At 64.8% G+C, this 15,907-nt stretch carries 15 protein-coding genes; 5 read left to right on the top strand and 10 right to left on the bottom strand.

The genetic code is table 11. The features are described 5' to 3' along the window. Window positions 1–130: 130 nt before the first annotated feature. Window positions 131–910, bottom strand: a complete 780-nt coding sequence (locus tag G6N77_RS17145; protein WP_165183386.1) for a GntR family transcriptional regulator — start codon at window positions 908–910, stop codon at window positions 131–133. An 81-nt stretch (window positions 911–991) separates the two neighbouring features. Here G6N77_RS17145 and G6N77_RS17140 point away from each other — a divergent pair, with 81 nt between their 5' ends. Then, window positions 992–1,279: an HPr family phosphocarrier protein gene (locus G6N77_RS17140; RefSeq protein ID WP_165183385.1), complete on the top strand. Its 288-nt coding sequence runs from the start codon at window positions 992–994 to the stop codon at window positions 1,277–1,279. 88 nt (window positions 1,280–1,367) lie between these two features. Here G6N77_RS17140 and G6N77_RS17135 read toward each other — a convergent pair whose 3' ends face one another. From G6N77_RS17135 to G6N77_RS17115, 5 genes are all read right to left on the bottom strand, one after another. Next, window positions 1,368–1,769 (bottom strand): cytochrome c oxidase subunit 4, encoded by a 402-nt coding sequence (locus G6N77_RS17135; protein WP_165183384.1) that lies wholly within the window; start codon window positions 1,767–1,769, stop codon window positions 1,368–1,370. Continuing rightward, a complete protein-coding gene (gene ctaD / locus G6N77_RS17130) occupies window positions 1,766–3,472 on the bottom strand; it encodes an aa3-type cytochrome oxidase subunit I (protein ID WP_165183383.1) in 1,707 nt (568 codons plus the stop codon). The genes G6N77_RS17135 and ctaD overlap by 4 nt, the downstream gene beginning before the upstream one ends. A 13-nt stretch (window positions 3,473–3,485) precedes the next feature. After that, entirely contained in the window at window positions 3,486–4,355 is an 870-nt protein-coding gene (ctaC, locus tag G6N77_RS17125; protein ID WP_165183382.1) for an aa3-type cytochrome oxidase subunit II, read from the bottom strand. Between the two features lie 184 nt (window positions 4,356–4,539). Then, window positions 4,540–4,926 (bottom strand): HesB/IscA family protein, encoded by a 387-nt coding sequence (locus tag G6N77_RS17120; RefSeq protein WP_165183381.1) that lies wholly within the window; start codon window positions 4,924–4,926, stop codon window positions 4,540–4,542. A gap of 147 nt (window positions 4,927–5,073) precedes the next feature. Beyond that, entirely contained in the window at window positions 5,074–6,510 is a 1,437-nt protein-coding gene (locus G6N77_RS17115) for a dipeptidase (protein WP_165183380.1), read from the bottom strand. 82 nt (window positions 6,511–6,592) lie between these two features. Between G6N77_RS17115 and G6N77_RS17110 the strand changes: the two genes are divergently transcribed. Together G6N77_RS17110 and G6N77_RS17105 are read left to right on the top strand one after the other, a co-directional pair. After that, window positions 6,593–7,192 carry a DUF3043 domain-containing protein gene (locus G6N77_RS17110; RefSeq protein ID WP_165183379.1) on the top strand — a complete coding sequence of 200 codons (600 nt, stop codon included), beginning with the start codon at window positions 6,593–6,595 and terminating at the stop codon, window positions 7,190–7,192. Window positions 7,193–7,321: 129 nt separating this feature from the next. Beyond that, complete coding sequence (locus G6N77_RS17105) at window positions 7,322–8,326, top strand: aldo/keto reductase family protein (RefSeq protein WP_165183378.1); 1,005 nt, start codon at window positions 7,322–7,324, stop codon at window positions 8,324–8,326. 198 nt (window positions 8,327–8,524) lie between these two features. Here G6N77_RS17105 and G6N77_RS17100 read toward each other — a convergent pair whose 3' ends face one another. Then, the gene (locus G6N77_RS17100) at window positions 8,525–9,592 is read right to left on the bottom strand and encodes a quinone-dependent dihydroorotate dehydrogenase (protein WP_165183377.1); all 1,068 of its coding nucleotides are present in this window, start codon (window positions 9,590–9,592) and stop codon (window positions 8,525–8,527) included. A gap of 87 nt (window positions 9,593–9,679) precedes the next feature. Here G6N77_RS17100 and G6N77_RS17095 point away from each other — a divergent pair, with 87 nt between their 5' ends. After that, entirely contained in the window at window positions 9,680–11,353 is a 1,674-nt protein-coding gene (locus tag G6N77_RS17095; RefSeq protein WP_165183376.1) for an FAD-binding dehydrogenase, read from the top strand. Continuing rightward, window positions 11,350–12,438 carry an alpha/beta hydrolase gene (locus G6N77_RS17090; protein WP_165183375.1) on the top strand — a complete coding sequence of 363 codons (1,089 nt, stop codon included), beginning with the start codon at window positions 11,350–11,352 and terminating at the stop codon, window positions 12,436–12,438. Before G6N77_RS17095 ends, G6N77_RS17090 begins: the two co-directional genes overlap by 4 nt. Here G6N77_RS17090 and G6N77_RS17085 read toward each other — a convergent pair. From G6N77_RS17085 to leuA, 3 genes are all read right to left on the bottom strand, one after another. Next, complete coding sequence (locus G6N77_RS17085) at window positions 12,435–13,181, bottom strand: isoprenyl transferase (RefSeq protein ID WP_240902375.1); 747 nt, start codon at window positions 13,179–13,181, stop codon at window positions 12,435–12,437. The genes G6N77_RS17090 and G6N77_RS17085 overlap by 4 nt on opposite strands. An 85-nt stretch (window positions 13,182–13,266) precedes the next feature. After that, window positions 13,267–14,019: a DNA repair protein RecO gene (gene recO / locus G6N77_RS17080; protein WP_165183373.1), complete on the bottom strand. Its 753-nt coding sequence runs from the start codon at window positions 14,017–14,019 to the stop codon at window positions 13,267–13,269. Window positions 14,020–14,059: 40 nt separating this feature from the next. Continuing rightward, window positions 14,060–15,799 (bottom strand): 2-isopropylmalate synthase, encoded by a 1,740-nt coding sequence (gene leuA / locus G6N77_RS17075; protein ID WP_165183372.1) that lies wholly within the window; start codon window positions 15,797–15,799, stop codon window positions 14,060–14,062. Window positions 15,800–15,907: the final 108 nt, after the last annotated feature.

The following is a 15,907-nucleotide window of genomic DNA, read 5'->3' as shown; positions in this document are numbered from 1 at the left end:
TGGGGGGGTTCCCGAACGGTAACCGCCCCACCATTTTTTGTGTCGACTCCCTATGGCATTCGGGCCGCAAGCCGCACCGGCAGCCCCTGAGGGCTGCACGCACCCTTCAGGGGCCTGGGAGGTGCACGCCCTAGTATGTGCGCCTTGTTCGCGCACCAGCCCGCTGGAGGGGCACACGCAGCTTGTAGCGGTCGGCGCGGTAAAACGAAATCGAGTAGTCAACCGTGGCCCTGGATACGAAGGCGTGGCGCTCCATCCGCAGGACGGGCGTGCCGACGTCGACCTTCAGGAGCCGGGCGATGGATGGGGTGGCAGCGTTGGCCTCCACAATGTCCTCCCCCCATTCAATGACCAAGCCGTACTGCTCACTCAGCAGGTTGTACAGGGATGTGGGCGGGCCCTGTTCCAGGATGCCCGGAACCCGCCAGGCCGGGATGAAGTTCTCATCCACGCTCATGGGTTCCTCATCCGCCAGCAGGAGCCGGCGAAACCTGATCACGGCCTGCCCCTCGTCCAGTTGCAGCTCGCGTGCCAGCCTGGCGGTGGCCGGAATTTGTTCGAAGGAAAGTGTGCGCGCGGCCGGCCGCATGCCGCGGCGCTGCATCTCTTCCGAATATGACGTCAACTTCACCTGGACATCGAGCTTTTCATGGGAGATAAACGTTCCCACACCCACCACCCGTTCCAGCAATTCCTCATCGACCAGGGCCGCGATCGCGTGCCGGACCGTCATCCGGGCCACGCCGAAGTGCTCGGCAAGGTCCCGCTCTGAGGGAAGCTGCCGCCCCGCCTTGGCAACGGTGGTGATGTAGTTGCGGAAGAGCTCACGCAACTGAATATGGACGGAGACTTCGGACTGCCGGTCCAGCAGTCCGGGCACGTCCGCGGCAGGGGGAACCAAATAGCTCATGACACTCCTTTGCTGGCCATCCCCAGCCTAAAACACGACTAGTCTCAATACGTAAAGCAACAACTGCCAAGGAGCAAAGCAATGTACACCCGGAAAGCCACCGTAACGGCCAGTGTGGGGCTCCATGCCCGGCCCGCCGCGGTCTTCGTCCGAGCCGTCAACAAAACCGGGCTCCCCATCACCTTGGCCAAGGAAGGCATGGCACCCATAGACGGCAGGTCCCTGCTTGAGGTCATGACCGCTGACTTCATGTGCGGCAGCGAAGTTGAAATCTCGGTGCGGGACGGCGAGCACGACGACGGCGCAGTCCGGGCGGCTGTGGACCTGCTGGCGGCCCTGCTGGTCACGGACCTGACGGACCCGTCCTAGGCCGGCTGTCCACAGAGAGCACAAAAAACTGCCCCGCCACTGGTCAACAGTGGCGGGGCAGTTTCTTGTGGTGCAGGTGATTCAGGTCCTAGTGGGCGTGGTCCCCGCGGCTGTATTCGTACACCCAGCCGATCAGGGCAATGACGGCCAGGCCGGCACCCATGAACAGCACCCACCAGCCCACTGCCAGGCCCAGGAAGCCGGCAGCGCAGGCAAGTCCAAGCACCAGGGGCCACCAGCTCCAAGGGCTGAAGTGCCCCTGCTCGCCGGAACCTTCATGGATCTCAGCGTCAACCCGGTCCTCAGGACGGGCGCCTACACGGTTGCCTGTGTAGTACAGGTACACGCCGATCATCAGGCACAGTCCGGCCAGCAGGTACATGCCCAGGTAGCCAACGTGCTCGTGCCATTGGACCATGAACCCGTAGACGGTGGCCACGGGAATGAAGAACACTCCAACAAGCATGAAGAGCTTGGCTTCTACCTTCACTTCTGGCCTCCCTTCGAGGCTGCCATGGCGGGTGCCGGCACGTGGTGCGGCGCCAATTCGGGGTGGTGCAGGTCAAGTGCAGGACGCTCCGAACGGATGCGCGGCAGGGAGGTGAAGTTGTGGCGCGGCGGCGGGCACGACGTGGCCCACTCGAGGGAAGCGCCAAAGCCCCACGGGTCGTCAACTTCAACCTTCTTGCCGTTGCGCCAGGTGATGTACACGTTCCAGAACCACGGAATCATGGAAGCGCCCAGGACAAACGACGAGATGGTGGAGAACTGGTTCATCCAGGTGAAGTTGTCCTGCGGCATGTAGTCCGCGTAGCGGCGCGGCATGCCGAGCACGCCCAGCCAGTGCTGGATGAGGAACGTGCCGTGGAAGCCAAGGAAAAGCATCCAGAAGTGGATCTTGCCGAGGCGTTCGTTGAGCATCTTGCCGGTGAACTTGGGCCACCAGAAGTAGAAGCCTGCGAACATGGCAAACACCACGGTGCCGAACACCACGTAGTGGAAGTGCGCCACCACGAAGTAGGTGTCGGACACATGGAAGTCCAGCGGCGGTGACGCCAGGATGATGCCCGTCAGCCCGCCGAAGAGGAAGGTGACGATGAAGCCGAGGCTCCACAACATGGGCGTCTCAAAGGTCAGGGACCCCCGCCACATGGTGCCGATCCAGTTGAAGAACTTCACGCCCGTGGGCACGGCGATCAGCATGGTCATGAAGGAGAAGAACGGCAGCATGACCTGGCCCGTGGCGTACATGTGGTGGGCCCACACGGTCACGGACAGAGCGGCAATGGAGATGGTTGCGAAGATCAGGCCCTTGTAGCCGAAAACAGGTTTGCGGCTAAAGACAGGGAAGATTTCCGAGACTATGCCGAAGAACGGCAAGGCGATGATGTACACCTCGGGGTGGCCGAAGAACCAGAACAAGTGTTGCCACAGCATGGCCCCGCCATTTTCCGGATCGAAGATGTGCGCCCCAAACCGCCTGTCGGCGCCGAGTGCGAACAGTGCGGCGGCAAGCGGCGGGAAGGCCATGAGAACCAGGATGGCGGTAATCAGGGTGTTCCAGGTGAAGATCGGCATGCGCCACATCGTCATGCCGGGGGCACGGAGGCAGATGATGGTGGTGATGAAGTTGACGGAGCCAAGGATGGTTCCGAAACCGGACAACGCCAGGCCGAACACCCACAAGTCGCCACCAACGCCGGGGCTGAAAGTGGTGTTGGACAATGGCGCATAGGCAAACCAGCCAAAGGCGGCGGCACCCTGGGGGGTGATGAAGCCGGACACCGCAATGGTGCTGCCAAACAGGTAGAACCAGAAGGCCAGCGCGTTCAGGCGCGGGAAGGCAACGTCGGGGGCGCCGATTTGCAGCGGCATGATCACGTTGGCGAACCCTGCAAACAGCGGTGTTGCAAACATGAGCAGCATGATGGTGCCGTGCATGGTGAACAGCTGGTTGTACTGGTCCTTGGTCTGCAGGATCTGCATGCCGGGTTCAAACAACTCTGCACGGATGATGAGCGCCATGACGCCGCCCAGGCAGAAGAAGATGAAGGAGGCGATCAGGTACATGTAGCCGATCGTCTTGTGGTCGGTGGACGTGATCCAGTTGACGACGATGCGCCCCTTGGACACGGGGACCACCCTAGGCGCAGCCGAATTGACTTCGGTTGCCGAGTACTCGAGTGTAGACACTTTCCTCTTCCCCCTACTTCTTGTTCAGATTCGGATTGCGGTCGTACGCATTGCCAAGCGTTCCGGTCTGGCCCTTGTCCTTGAGGGACGTAAGGTAGGCATCGAAGTCGGCTTGTGAAACAACCTTGACATTGAAAAGCATTTCGGAGTGGTACTCGCCACACAGCTCGGCACATTTGCCGTCGTACTCGCCCAGGGCGGTCGGCGTCAGGTCCATGTAGTTGGTTTTACCGGGAATGACGTCCAGCTTGGTCAGGAAGGCCGGAACCCAGAAGGAGTGGACCACGTCGCGGGAATTGAGCTGCAGTTCAACCGTGCGGTTGACGGGCAGGTACAGGGTGGGCAGCTTCGACTTGTCGAACGGCTTGCCGTCCAGTTCAGCCTGGACACCCGTGGAGTACACCGACTCCTTGATGTCGTTGCCCTGCATGTAGTTGAAGTCCCAGGCCCACTGCTTGGCCCGGACATCAATGGTGACATCAGGGTTGTCCACCCGAGCCGTAATCGACTTTTGCTCCACGTCGGTGAAGTGGAAGAACACAAAAACCATGAACAGCGGCACCAGCACATAAAAAACCTCCAACGGGAGGTTGTAGCTTGTCTGGCGCGGGAAACCGACGGCATCCTTGCGGCGGCGGTAAGCGATGATGCACCAGATGATCAGTCCCCAGGTAATGAGGCCGATGATCAAAACGGTGATCCAGGTGTTGACCCAAAGGTCAATGATGCCCGCGGTGTGATTGGTGGTGTCACGTTGGCCGGGCATCCAGCCATTCTTATTCTCTGCCGTACATCCAGACAAAGCTAACGCCCCGGCAATTGCCAACCCTGCTATGGGGATGACTTTTGCGCGTCGGCTGCCGGTTCGGTCCTGCGAACTCACAGACGGCCCTTCCTCTTGTTACTGCGCACCGGGCCCGTCAGGGACGGGAGGTGCGAAACGGGTTTTACTACTCGATGTAGAGCTTACCGCCACGGCACGCAAAATGCGTACTAAACCCACCGTGCGTCGGCGGCAAATTACTCAATTTCGCTCGATCGCCCCACACCGGGACAGCAGGCTTGGATTAGTGGAACGAATCCCCGCAGGCACAGGAGCCGCCGGCATTCGGGTTGTCAATGGTGAAGCCCTGCTTGGAGATGGTGTCCTCAAAGTCAATGCTGGCACCGTCGAGGTACGGAACGCTCATCTTGTCGATGACAACCTCGACGCCGTCGAATTCACGCACTGCGTCTCCTTCGAGCAGGCGCTCGTCAAAGTAAAGCTGGTAAATCAGCCCCGAGCATCCGCCGGGCTGGACAGCCACGCGCAGGCGCAGGTCGGTGCGGCCTTCCTGTTCAAGCAGGCTCCGGACCTTGCCGGCAGCAACGTCGCTGATGAGCACACCGTGGGCGGGCAGGTCGGCCACCGCGACATTGGCGGCGGAGGTTACTTCATTGGCATTTGCGGTCATGGCGTTTCCTTACGTGGGTTACAGATACATGCTACGTCGGGCCCGGCAGGGGCGCTAACTGTTGCAACCGCGCACCTGCCGGATGTGTTCCCCGCCTCAGTGGGCCACATGGCGGCCAGGTCTCCCGTGGCCGCCATGCGGGTGGCGCTAGCTCCCCGCCCTGCCCGGGCGGTTCATGGCTGCCAGCAGCAGGGCTTCTGCCACGATGGCCTTCTCAAAGTCGCCCAGGTGCAGGGACTCATTGGCGCTGTGGGCCCTGGAATCAGGGTCCTCCACGCCGGTCACCAGGATCTGCGCCTGCGGGAACACCTCATTGAGGTCGGCAATGAAGGGGATGGACCCTCCCATGCCGCTTTCCACTGCTGGCACGCCCCAGGACTCCCCCAGCGCCCACATCGCAGTCTGGGCCGCCGCCGCGCTGGTATCCGTGGCGAATGCCTGCCCGGACTCCCCCGGGGTGAAGGTGACCTTGGCCCCGAAGGGCGCATTGGCCTGCACGTGGGCGTCGATGGCGGCCATGGCTGCCTGCGGATCCTGTCCCGGGGCCAGGCGCAAGCTGAACTTTGCCCGCGCCGCGGGCAGCAGGGTGTTTGAGCTCAGGGCGACGGAGGGGATGTCCATGCCGATGATGGACAGTGCGGGCTGGGTCCACAGGCGGGAGGTGATGCTTCCCGTACCGGCCAGCCGGACGCCATCAAGGACTGCTGCGTCCCGCCGGAATGTCGCCTCCGGGTATTCAAGCTCGCCCGGGCTCCCGACCGTGAGCCCGGCAATGGCGACGGAGCCGGAGTCGTCGTGGAAGGTGGCAATCAGGCGGGCCAGCAGCGTCGGTGCGTCCAGGACGGGGCCGCCAAACATGCCCGAGTGGACGGCGTGCTCCAGCACGCGAACTTCCACGGTGCCGTCAACCAGCCCGCGGAGGCTGGTGGTCAGCGCCGGAACACCCACCTGCCAATTGGAGGAGTCGGCCACAACAATGACGTCCCCGGCGAGCAGTTCGTGGTGGGTTTCGAGGAAGGAACGGAATGTGGGCGAGCCGGCCTCCTCCTCCCCCTCGATGAACAGCGTCACACCCAGGCCAAAGTCGCCGCCCAGCACCTCGGTCAGGGCACGCAGGGAGCCGATGTGGGCCATGATGCCCGCCTTGTCATCCGCGGCGCCCCGCCCAAAGAGGCGCCCGTCCTTCTCGACGGCGGTAAACGGCTCGGTCTGCCAAAGCGTCAGGTCCGCCGGCGGCTGGACGTCATGGTGGGCGTAGAGCACCACTGTGGGGAAGCCCGGTGCCGCAGGCTTGCGGGCGACGACGGCGGGACCGCCGGGGGTTCCGTCATCCTTGTTGACGCGCAGGATCTGCACATCCGACACGCCCGTGGTGCGGATGAGGGCCGCGACGGCTTCGGCCGAACGGTCCAGCTGCGAGGCATCAAACGCGTCCCAGGCAATGCCGGGTATCGCCACGAGGTCCACCAGTTCGGACACCGTGGCCCGGAAGCTTCCGGCCACGCTCTGGCGCAGTTTTTCAACGGGGATTCCGGCGCCCGGAGCGGCGGCGGAAGGAGAAGTGAGGGGGGATTCTTCAGTCATATGTGCCACCCTACCGCCGCCCTGCCGACGCCGCTAAAGGTGCCGGTCCTGCCATGGGCCGCCAACGCGGTATCCTTTACGGGTGTTTGGACGTAAGAAAGATGAAGCCGCTGACCTGCAGGTAACGCCTGCCCCTGATGCCCACGGTGACCACTCCCGGGACCCCCAGTCCAAGAAGGGTGCCCCGACGCCGTCGCGCAGGGCCCAGGAGGAGGCCCGCAAACGCCCCCTGGTCCCCAATGACCGGGCGGCCGCCAAGGTGGCAGCCCGGGACGCGCGGCGCGAGGAACAGGCCCGCATGCGCCGTGCCATGGACACCGGCGAGGAACGCTTCCTGCCTGCCCGCGACAAGGGCCCTCAGAAGCGGTTCGCACGCGACTGGGTGGACGCCCGCTTCAGCCTGGGTGAATACGTCATGTTCGTGGCGCTGGCCATCGTGGTGGCGTCCATGGTCTTCAACAACGTCAACATGCAGATTTACATCTTTGTCTTCTTCTGGGTGCTGGTTGCAGCCGTGGCAGTCGATGCCTGGCTCATGTCCCGCAAGCTCAAGGGCAAGATCATGGACAAGTTCAAAACTGTCGACCACGGCGTTATCTGGTACGGAACCATGCGGTCCCTCCAGTTCCGCCGCCTGCGCCTCCCCAAGCCCATGGTCCAGCGCGGGGAGTACCCCAGCTGACCTCCTCCGCTCCTCCAGGCTCCCGACGCGCCGGCCCTTCCCAACGGAAGTGGCCGGCGTCGTAGTTTCGGAGCGAAGGCTAGCGCCGTCACGGCCGCTAGCGCCGTCACGGCCGCTAGGCTTAGGCCTATGGAATATCGTTACCTTGGCCGCTCGGGCCTGAAAATCACTGAAATCACCTACGGCAACTGGCTCACGCACGGTTCACAGGTGGAGAACGACGTCGCCACCGCCTGCGTGCGGGCCGCGCTCGACGCCGGCATCACCACTTTTGACACCGCCGACACCTACGCGAACGGCAAGGCCGAAGAGGTGCTGGGTGCGGCGCTGGCCGGCCAGCGCCGCGAGTCGCTGGAGATTTTCACCAAGGTCTACTGGCCCGTGGGACCCAAGGGGCCCAATGACACCGGACTTTCGCGCAAGCACATCATGGAGGGGATCAACAACTCCCTGCGCCGGCTGAACATGGACTACGTTGACCTCTACCAGGCACACCGCTTCGACCACGAAACACCGCTTGAGGAAACCATTGCCGCGTTCGCCGACGTCGTACGCTCAGGCAAGGCGCTGTACATCGGTGTCAGCGAATGGACGGCCGATCAGATGCGCCGCGGGCAGGAACTTGCCCGCCAGGCCGGTTTCTCGCTGGTCTCCAACCAGCCGCAGTACAACGCCCTGTGGCGGGTCATTGAGCCCGAAGTCATCCCCGCGGCGAAGGAATTGGGAATGTCGCAGGTGGTGTGGTCCCCCATGGCGCAGGGCCTGCTGTCCGGCAAATACCTGCCCGGTCAGCCCGCACCGGCCGGCTCGCGCGCCACGGACCAGCACGGCGGGGCGAACATGATCAGCCGCTACCTTGAGGATTCCATCCTGGAAAACGTGCAGAAGCTGCGCCCCATCGCCGACGGGCTGGGACTGACCATGGCCCAGCTCGCCATCGCCTGGGTGCTGCAGAACGACAACGTCGCCACGGCCCTGGTCGGCGCCTCCCGGCCCGAGCAGGTGGCGGAAAACGTCAAGGCCTCCGGGGTGAAGATCCCGGCCGAGCTGATGGCCGCCATCGATGACGCCCTTGCCTCGACCATCGAACGCGACCCCGCCAAGACGGTCAGCCCGGCCAGCCGGCCGGCGTAACGAGACGTTAAGGGGCGCTTTCCCGGCATTTTTCCGGCTGGGCCCACAGGCGCGAGGGACCCGCTGCGAGCTTGCGAGCAGTGGGAGCGCTTGGGGTCTATCCGACACCACGGCCGCGGGCGGCCCTTTCTCTAGCTTTACCTCGCCTACAAAAAATGTCGGGAAAGCGCATTTTTGCCGGGCCTGCCCCCTGTTGTACTACTTCCGCAGCTTGGCCAGCTCCCTGTTGATGCGGGCGGCCCAGAACGGGCCTTCGTAGAGGAAGGCCGTGTAGCCCTGGACAAGGGTGGCGCCGGCGTCGAGCCGTTCCTGGACTTCGGCGCCGGTTTCCACCCCGCCCACCGAGACGAGTGTGAGCCGGTCCCCCACAATGGACTTGAGCTGGCGGAGCACCTCAAGTGACCGCGCTTTCAGCGGCGCCCCGGAAAGGCCGCCTGCACCCTTCTCCGCCACCAGCTCCGCAGGGCTTGCCAGGCCGTCGCGGCTGATGGTGGTGTTGGTGCAAATGATGCCGTCCAGTTTCAGGTCCAGGGCCAGTGCCGCCACGTCCGCCACGTCGTCGTCGGACAGGTCGGGGGCAATCTTCACCAGCAGGGGCACATGGTGGCCAGCCGCGGAGTCGGCTGTTTCCCGCACGCCCGACAGCAGGGGGCGCAGTGTCTCCACATTTTGCAGCAGGCGAAGTCCGGGAGTGTTCGGCGAGCTGACGTTGACCACCAGGTAGTCGGCTGTGGGGGCCAGGGTGCGGGCACTGACCAGGTAGTCCCCCAAAGCGTCCTCAAGCTCCACGAGCTTCGTCTTCCCTATGTTCACGCCCACCACGGGTCGCACGGAAGGGTACGCCCTGCCCAGCCCGGCCACAGCGCCGGCGAGGCGGGGTGCGACGGCGGCAGCGCCGTCGTTGTTGAATCCCATGCGGTTGATCACTGCCCGGTCCTGGACCAGCCGGAAAAGCCGTGGCTGCGGATTGCCCGGCTGGGGCTGTCCCGTAATGGTGCCGACCTCCACATGGCCGAAACCGAGGTTGGCAAGGGCGTTGATGCCCCGGCCCTCTTTGTCAAAGCCTGCGGCCAGGCCAAAGGGTGTGGGAAACGTCAGGCCAAGCGCCTCCGTCTGGAGTGTCGGGGACGGCGCGCACAGGCGGCGAAGAACGGCCCCGGCCCCCACCCGGTGGGCCGCCTTGATCAAGGTAAATCCGATCTTGTGGGCCCGTTCGGCGTCCATCCACGAGAAGCAGACACGGAAGAAGGTGGGGTAAAGTCGCATGCCCCTAGTTTTCCGTCTTGGCGGCCCATCTGCAAAACGCCCGGGGCCGCGCTGCAGGCGAATGCCGGCTGGGGATAGCATGGCGGCATGGAGAGCAACGGTGCCGCAGCAAGGATTCATGCCGACGTCCTGGTGGTTGGCGCCGGCCTGTCCGGGCTGGTGGCCGCCGCTGAGGCCTACAATGCCGGGCGGAAGGTGGTGGTGCTGGACCAGGAGCCGGAGGCGTCCCTGGGCGGCCAGGCGCACTGGTCCTTTGGCGGGCTCTTCATGGTGGATTCGCCGGAACAGCGGCACCTGGGCGTGAAGGATTCCGTGGAACTGGCGTGGGGCGACTGGCTCGGTTCCGCCGGCTTCGACCGCCCCGCCGATGAATGGCCGCGGCGCTGGGCCGAGGCGTATGTCAACTTTGCCGCGGGCGAAAAGCGGGCGTGGCTCCATGCACTGGGGGTGCGCTTCTTCCCGCTGGTCCAGTGGGCGGAGCGCGGCGGCTATGACGCCCAGGGCCACGGCAACTCGGTGCCGCGCTTCCATGTGGTGTGGGGAACGGGCCCCGGCATTCTGGAACCGTTCCTGTCCAAGGTGAAGGAAGGCGTGGCTGCGGGGCGCGTGCAGCTGCTGTTCCGGCACCGGGCCACTTCGCTGACGTTCGACGGCGGCACAGTCACCGGGGTGGCCGGTCAGGTCCTGGAGCCCTCGCATGTTCCCAGGGGCGCCGCCAGCAGCCGCGAGCCGGTGGGTGAATTCACTGCCCTGGCGGACGCCGTGGTGGTGACAACCGGCGGGATCGGCGGCAACCACCACATGGTGCGCCGCCAGTGGCCGGGCGGAAACAGCCCCGGCTTCATGCTGACGGGCGTGCCGGCGTCGGTGGATGGCGAGTTTCAGCAGGTGGTGGCCGGCAGCGGCGGGAGCCTGGTCAACACCGACCGCATGTGGCATTACCCAGAGGGCATCCACAACCCGGACCCGGTGTGGCCCAACCACGGGATCCGCATTCTGTCCGGGCCGTCGCCGCTGTGGCTGGATGCCACGGGACACAGACTGCCGGGGCCGCTCTTTCCCGGTTTTGACTCGCTGGGAACTTTGCGCCACCTTGGCGCCACGGGCCACGACCATTCCTGGTTTGTGCTCAACAAGACCATCATCAGCAAGGAGTTCGCGCTTTCGGGTTCGGAACAAAACCCGGACCTGACGGGCAAGGATGTCAAGCTCCTGGCCAGGCGGGCTTTGCCGGGTGCCACGGGACCGGTGCAAAAGTTCATCGATGCCGGCATTGACTTCGTGCAGGCCGGCACCCCGCAGGAGCTGGCGGAAAAGATGAACACGCTGGTTGGTTCGGAACTGATTGACCCCCAGGGGCTGCACGACACCATCGCGGCCCGCGACATGCAGGTTGCCAGCGGCCTGGGCAAGGATGCCCAGGTCAACGCCATTCGCGAGGCACGCCGCTTTGCCACAGACAAGCTGATGCGCGTGGTCCCGCCCCACGCCATGATGGCGCCCGAGCACGGTCCCTTGATTGCCGTCCGGCTGAGCACCCTCACGCGCAAGAGCCTGGGCGGGTTGCTCACGAATCTCAACAGCCAGGTGCTGGACGGCGGCGGCTCCCCCATCCCGGGGCTGTATGCCGCCGGTGAGGCGGCCGGCTTTGGCGGCGGCGGCATGCACGGCTACCGCTCCCTGGAGGGAACCTTCCTGGGCGGGTGCCTGTTTTCGGGCCGGTCCGCCGGCCGGCACGCAGCCGGCGGTCCCTCCGCATGACGGATGCGTCCCACACCTGGCGCCCCGACTTCCTGGGGCCCGACTACAGCGCCCTGCGGCTTCAGGTGCCCCGCGCCGACGGCACGGCCCGGCGCGCCACGTTGGTGCGGCACCGCCCGGGTGGCGGGTTGCCGTCCCCAGCGGCCCGCCGGGGCGCCCCCGCGCATACTGGTGCCGGGGGAACATCCAAACAAAACAGCACAACCGTGCTATATATCCACGGCTGGAGCGACTACTTTTACAACACCGGCCTGGCGGAGTTCTTCACGGGACTGGGCTACTCCTTTTACGCGCTGGACTTGCACAACCACGGCCGCAGCCTGACCAGCCCCGAACTGGGCGGCTATGTTGACAACCTCTCCGACTACGACGACGAGATCACCCTGGCCCACGCCGTCATCAGCGCCGACGCAGCCCAGCCTTCGGGGGCAGGACCGGATGCCGGGGCAGGGCCGTCCGGCCCCGGAGTGCCCCTGGTCCTCATGGGACACTCCACGGGCGGGCTCATTGCCGCCCTCTGGGCCAGCCACAACCAGGGCTCCGTGGCGGCGCTGGTGCTCAACAGCCCTTGGCTGGAGATCCAGGGCGGGGCCGCAATCCGGAGGGCCGCCACTCCCTTGGTCCATCCTTTTGCCGAATTGCGGCCCCTGACCCGGATGCGTGTTCCTGAACGCACCTTCTATTGGCGGGGCATCAGCAACGAAGCCCAAGGGGAATGGCCGGTGGACAGGCGCCTGCGCCCTCCGCAAGCCTTTCCGGTCCGGGCGGGCTGGATGCGGGCCATCATGGCCGCCCAGCGTGAGGTGGCGGCGGGCCTCGACCTCCACGTTCCGGTGCTGGTCCTGCTGTCCGCCAAGAGCATGCTGGGGCCGGTGTGGAGCGACGCGATGCTGGCAGCCGACGTGGCGCTGGACGTGCGGTCCCTGGCACTGCGTGCCGTGTCCCTCGGCGACAGCATTGCCATCGAGAGGATCAGCGGGGCACTTCACGAGGTGTTCCTGTCACGACAGGCTGTCCGGGAGGACGCCTACCGCCGGCTCAAGCGCTGGCTGTCCGCCTACAACGCAGGCTGCGACCCCGACTAACGCGGTTGCTTGGAAGCCGCGGCATCCACCGCCCCGCCATAACGGCGGTCCCGGCGCGCATATTCGTCCACGGCAGCCCAAAGTGTCCGGCGGTCCACGTCGGGCCAAAGGGTGTCCATGAAGACGAACTCCGCATAGGCACTTTGCCACAGCAGAAAATTGGAGAGCCGCTGTTCGCCGCTGGAGCGCAGAAACAGGTCGACATCCGGCACGTCCGGCTGGTACATGTACTTTTGCAGCGTCTTTTCCGACACTGCCCGGGGGCTGAGCCTGCCGGCGGCAACATCGGCGGCCAGCGCGGCCACGGCGTCTGAGATCTCGGCCCGGCCACCGTAATTAACACACATGGTCAACGTTATGACGTCATTGTCCCGAGTGTGCTCCTGGGCAACTTCCAGTTCCTTGATGACCGATCGCCAGAGCCTGGGCCGGCGCCCGGACCAGCGGATCCGCACCCCCCAGGAATCAAGGCGGTCACGCTGGCGTCTTAGTACGTCCTTGTTAAATCCCATCAGGAAGCGCACCTCTTCAGGCGACCGCTTCCAATTCTCGGTGGAGAAGGCGTAGACGCTGACATACTTGATGCCCAGCTCAATGGCCCCGGCCATGACGTCCAGCAACGCCGGTTCCCCCGCCTTGTGGCCCTCGATGCGCGGCAGCCCGCGCTGGTTGGCCCAGCGGCCGTTGCCGTCCATGACAATGGCCACGTGCCGGGGCACCAGCTCCGCCGGAATGGCAGGCATGGCAGCTCCCGAGGGGTGTGGCCACGGCGCGGTGACTGGCGGCTTCGAAGCATGCCGGCTGCTGCGGGGGGTTGCTGCCACGGTTTTATACACGCTCCACGAGTTTGAGGGAACGCACGGTGCGTTCCAGGTGCCATTGGACATATCCGGCCACCAGGCCGGCGGCTTCCCTGCGGTGGACCGGTTCCGAGGCGTCGGCCCCGGCCCAGTTGCCGCTGAGCAGCAGCGCCAGCAGGGACATGGTCTGGGGTGCCGGGGACAGTGATCCCGGCGGGCGGCAGTCGTGGCACACGGCGCCGCCCAGCGAGGCGTTGAACGCGCCGTGGGGGCCGGGCTCGCCGCACCGTGCGCAGTCGCCAAAGCTGGGTGCCCAGCCGGCGATCGACACGGCCCGCAGCAGGTAGGAGTCCAGGATGAGTTCCGGGGCATGGGCGCCCCGGCTCAGGGACGCCAGCGCGCCCACCAGCAGCAGGTAGTGGGCCGTGGACGTTTCACCGTCGACGTCGGTCAGCCGTTCGGCAGTCTCCGTCATGGCGGCGGCAACAACATACTTGTCGTAGTTGTTGGCTATCGCGTCCCCGTAGCTTCCCTTGGCCACCGCCTGGGCCACGATGTCCAGGGTGCGGCCCTTGACCAGCTGCAGGTCCGCCACCATGAACGGTTCCAGCCGGGCACCAAACTTGCTGCTGGTGCGCCGCACGCCGCGTGCCACAGCACGAAGCTGCCCGTGGTGGCGGGTCAGCAGCGTGATGATCCGGTCTGCCTCACCCAGCTTGTGGGTGCGCAGCACGACGGCGTCATCGCGGTAGGTGCGGGCGGCGAAGGATTGCTTGGACACCCCTACATTCTCCCACCATCCGCACCGCGAAGGCTGCTTCCTAGAGCCTCGCGTCGCGCACGGCGCGGTTCACGGCAGAGATGACCGCCTTCAGCGAGGAAGTGGAGGTGTTCGCATCGATGCCAACGCCCCAGAGCACGCGCTCACCGACGGCGCACTCAACAAACGCCGCCGCACGGGCGTCGCCGCCCTCGCTGAGGGCATGTTCGGAGTAGTCCAGCACCCGCACGTCCACACCATCCTCGCCAAGGATTGCCAACAGCGAGGCAATGGGCCCGTTGCCCGTTCCCGTGCGGGTGGCCGTAACGCCGTCAATGGTCATTTTGGCCACCAGCGTCATTTCGCCGTCGTCGTCCGTGGAGGTGGTGAAGGAGCCAATCCTGTAGCGGCCCCAGGCATCATTGGACACTTCTGCCGGCAGGTACTCGTCGGTGAAGATGTTCCAGAGCTCGGCGCCGCTGACCTCGCCGCCCACGGTGTCGGTGCGCTTTTGGATGACGCCGGAGAATTCAATCTGGGCGCGGCGGGGCAGGTCCAGATTGTGCTCGTTCTTGAGCAGGTAGGCTACACCGCCCTTGCCGGACTGGGAGTTGACGCGGATCACGGCCTCGTAGCTGCGGCCCAGGTCCTTGGGATCCACCGGCAGGTACGGCACGGCCCAGACGTGCTGGTCAACTGCCGTCCCCGCGGCATTGGCGTCCGCCTCGAGTGCCTCCAGCCCCTTCTTGATGGCGTCCTGGTGGGAGCCGGAAAATGCCGTGAACACCAGGTCCCCGCCGTACGGCGTGCGTTCGGCCACGGGCAGCTGGTTGCAGTACTCAACCGTGCGCCGGACGTCGTCAATGTCAGAAAAGTCGATCATGGGGTCAATGCCCTGGGTGAACATGTTCAGCCCCAGGGTCACCAGGTCCACGTTGCCGGTCCGTTCCCCGTTGCCAAACAGGCAGCCTTCGATCCGGTCCGCACCGGCCAGGTAGCCCAGTTCGGCGGCAGCCACGCCGGTGCCCCGGTCGTTGTGCGGGTGGAGGGAGAGGATGATGCCCTCCCTCGGGTGCAGGTTGCGGCTCATCCACTCGATGGAATCGGCGTAGACGTTCGGGGTGGCCATTTCAACAGTTGCCGGCAGGTTGATGATGACCTGCCTATCCGCCGAGGCCTCAAAGATGTCCGCGATGGCGTTGCACACTCGCAGCGCGTACTCGGGTTCGGTCCCGGTGAACGATTCGGGCGAGTATTCGTAGGTGATGTGGGTGTCGGCCAGGCCTTCCTCATACTTCTTGCACAGGCGTGCGCCCTGAAGGGCAATGTCCAAGATGCCGTCCTCATCCTGGTTGAACACAACACGCCGCTGCAGCACGGACGTGGAGTTGTACAGGTGGACAATTGCCTGCTTGGCCCCCACAAGGGACTCGTAGGTGCGTTCAATCAGGTGTTCACGGGCCTGGGTGAGGACCTGGATGGTGACGTCATCGGGAATATGGCCGCCCTCGATCAGGAGGCGGACAAAGTCGAAGTCGGTCTGTGAGGCCGAGGGAAAGCCGACCTCGATTTCCTTGTAGCCCATTTTGACCAGCAACTGGAACATCTTCATCTTCCGGCCCGGGCTCATGGGATCGATCAGCGCCTGGTTTCCGTCCCGCAGGTCAACCGCACACCAGCGCGGGGCCTTCGTGATGACCTTGTCCGGCCAGGTGCGGTCGGGGAGGGAAACGGCTATCTGGTCCTGGAAGGGAATGTAGCGGTGGACCGGCATGCCTGAGGTTTTTTGTGCATTTCGCATGGAAGTGACCTTCAATCTTGTTCAACGTGTGGATGCGGGGGCCGGGCAACACAAACACCGCGGCAAGGGCGGCCGTCGAACCTGCGTTGATCAATTCAACGCGGTTGG

The sequence above is a fragment of the Arthrobacter silviterrae genome (genome assembly GCF_011045165.1).
Taxonomy (GTDB): domain Bacteria; phylum Actinomycetota; class Actinomycetes; order Actinomycetales; family Micrococcaceae; genus Specibacter; species Specibacter silviterrae.
The sequence above is the reverse complement of the archived record's forward strand: the minus strand, read 5'-3'. Positions and strand labels throughout refer to the sequence as shown.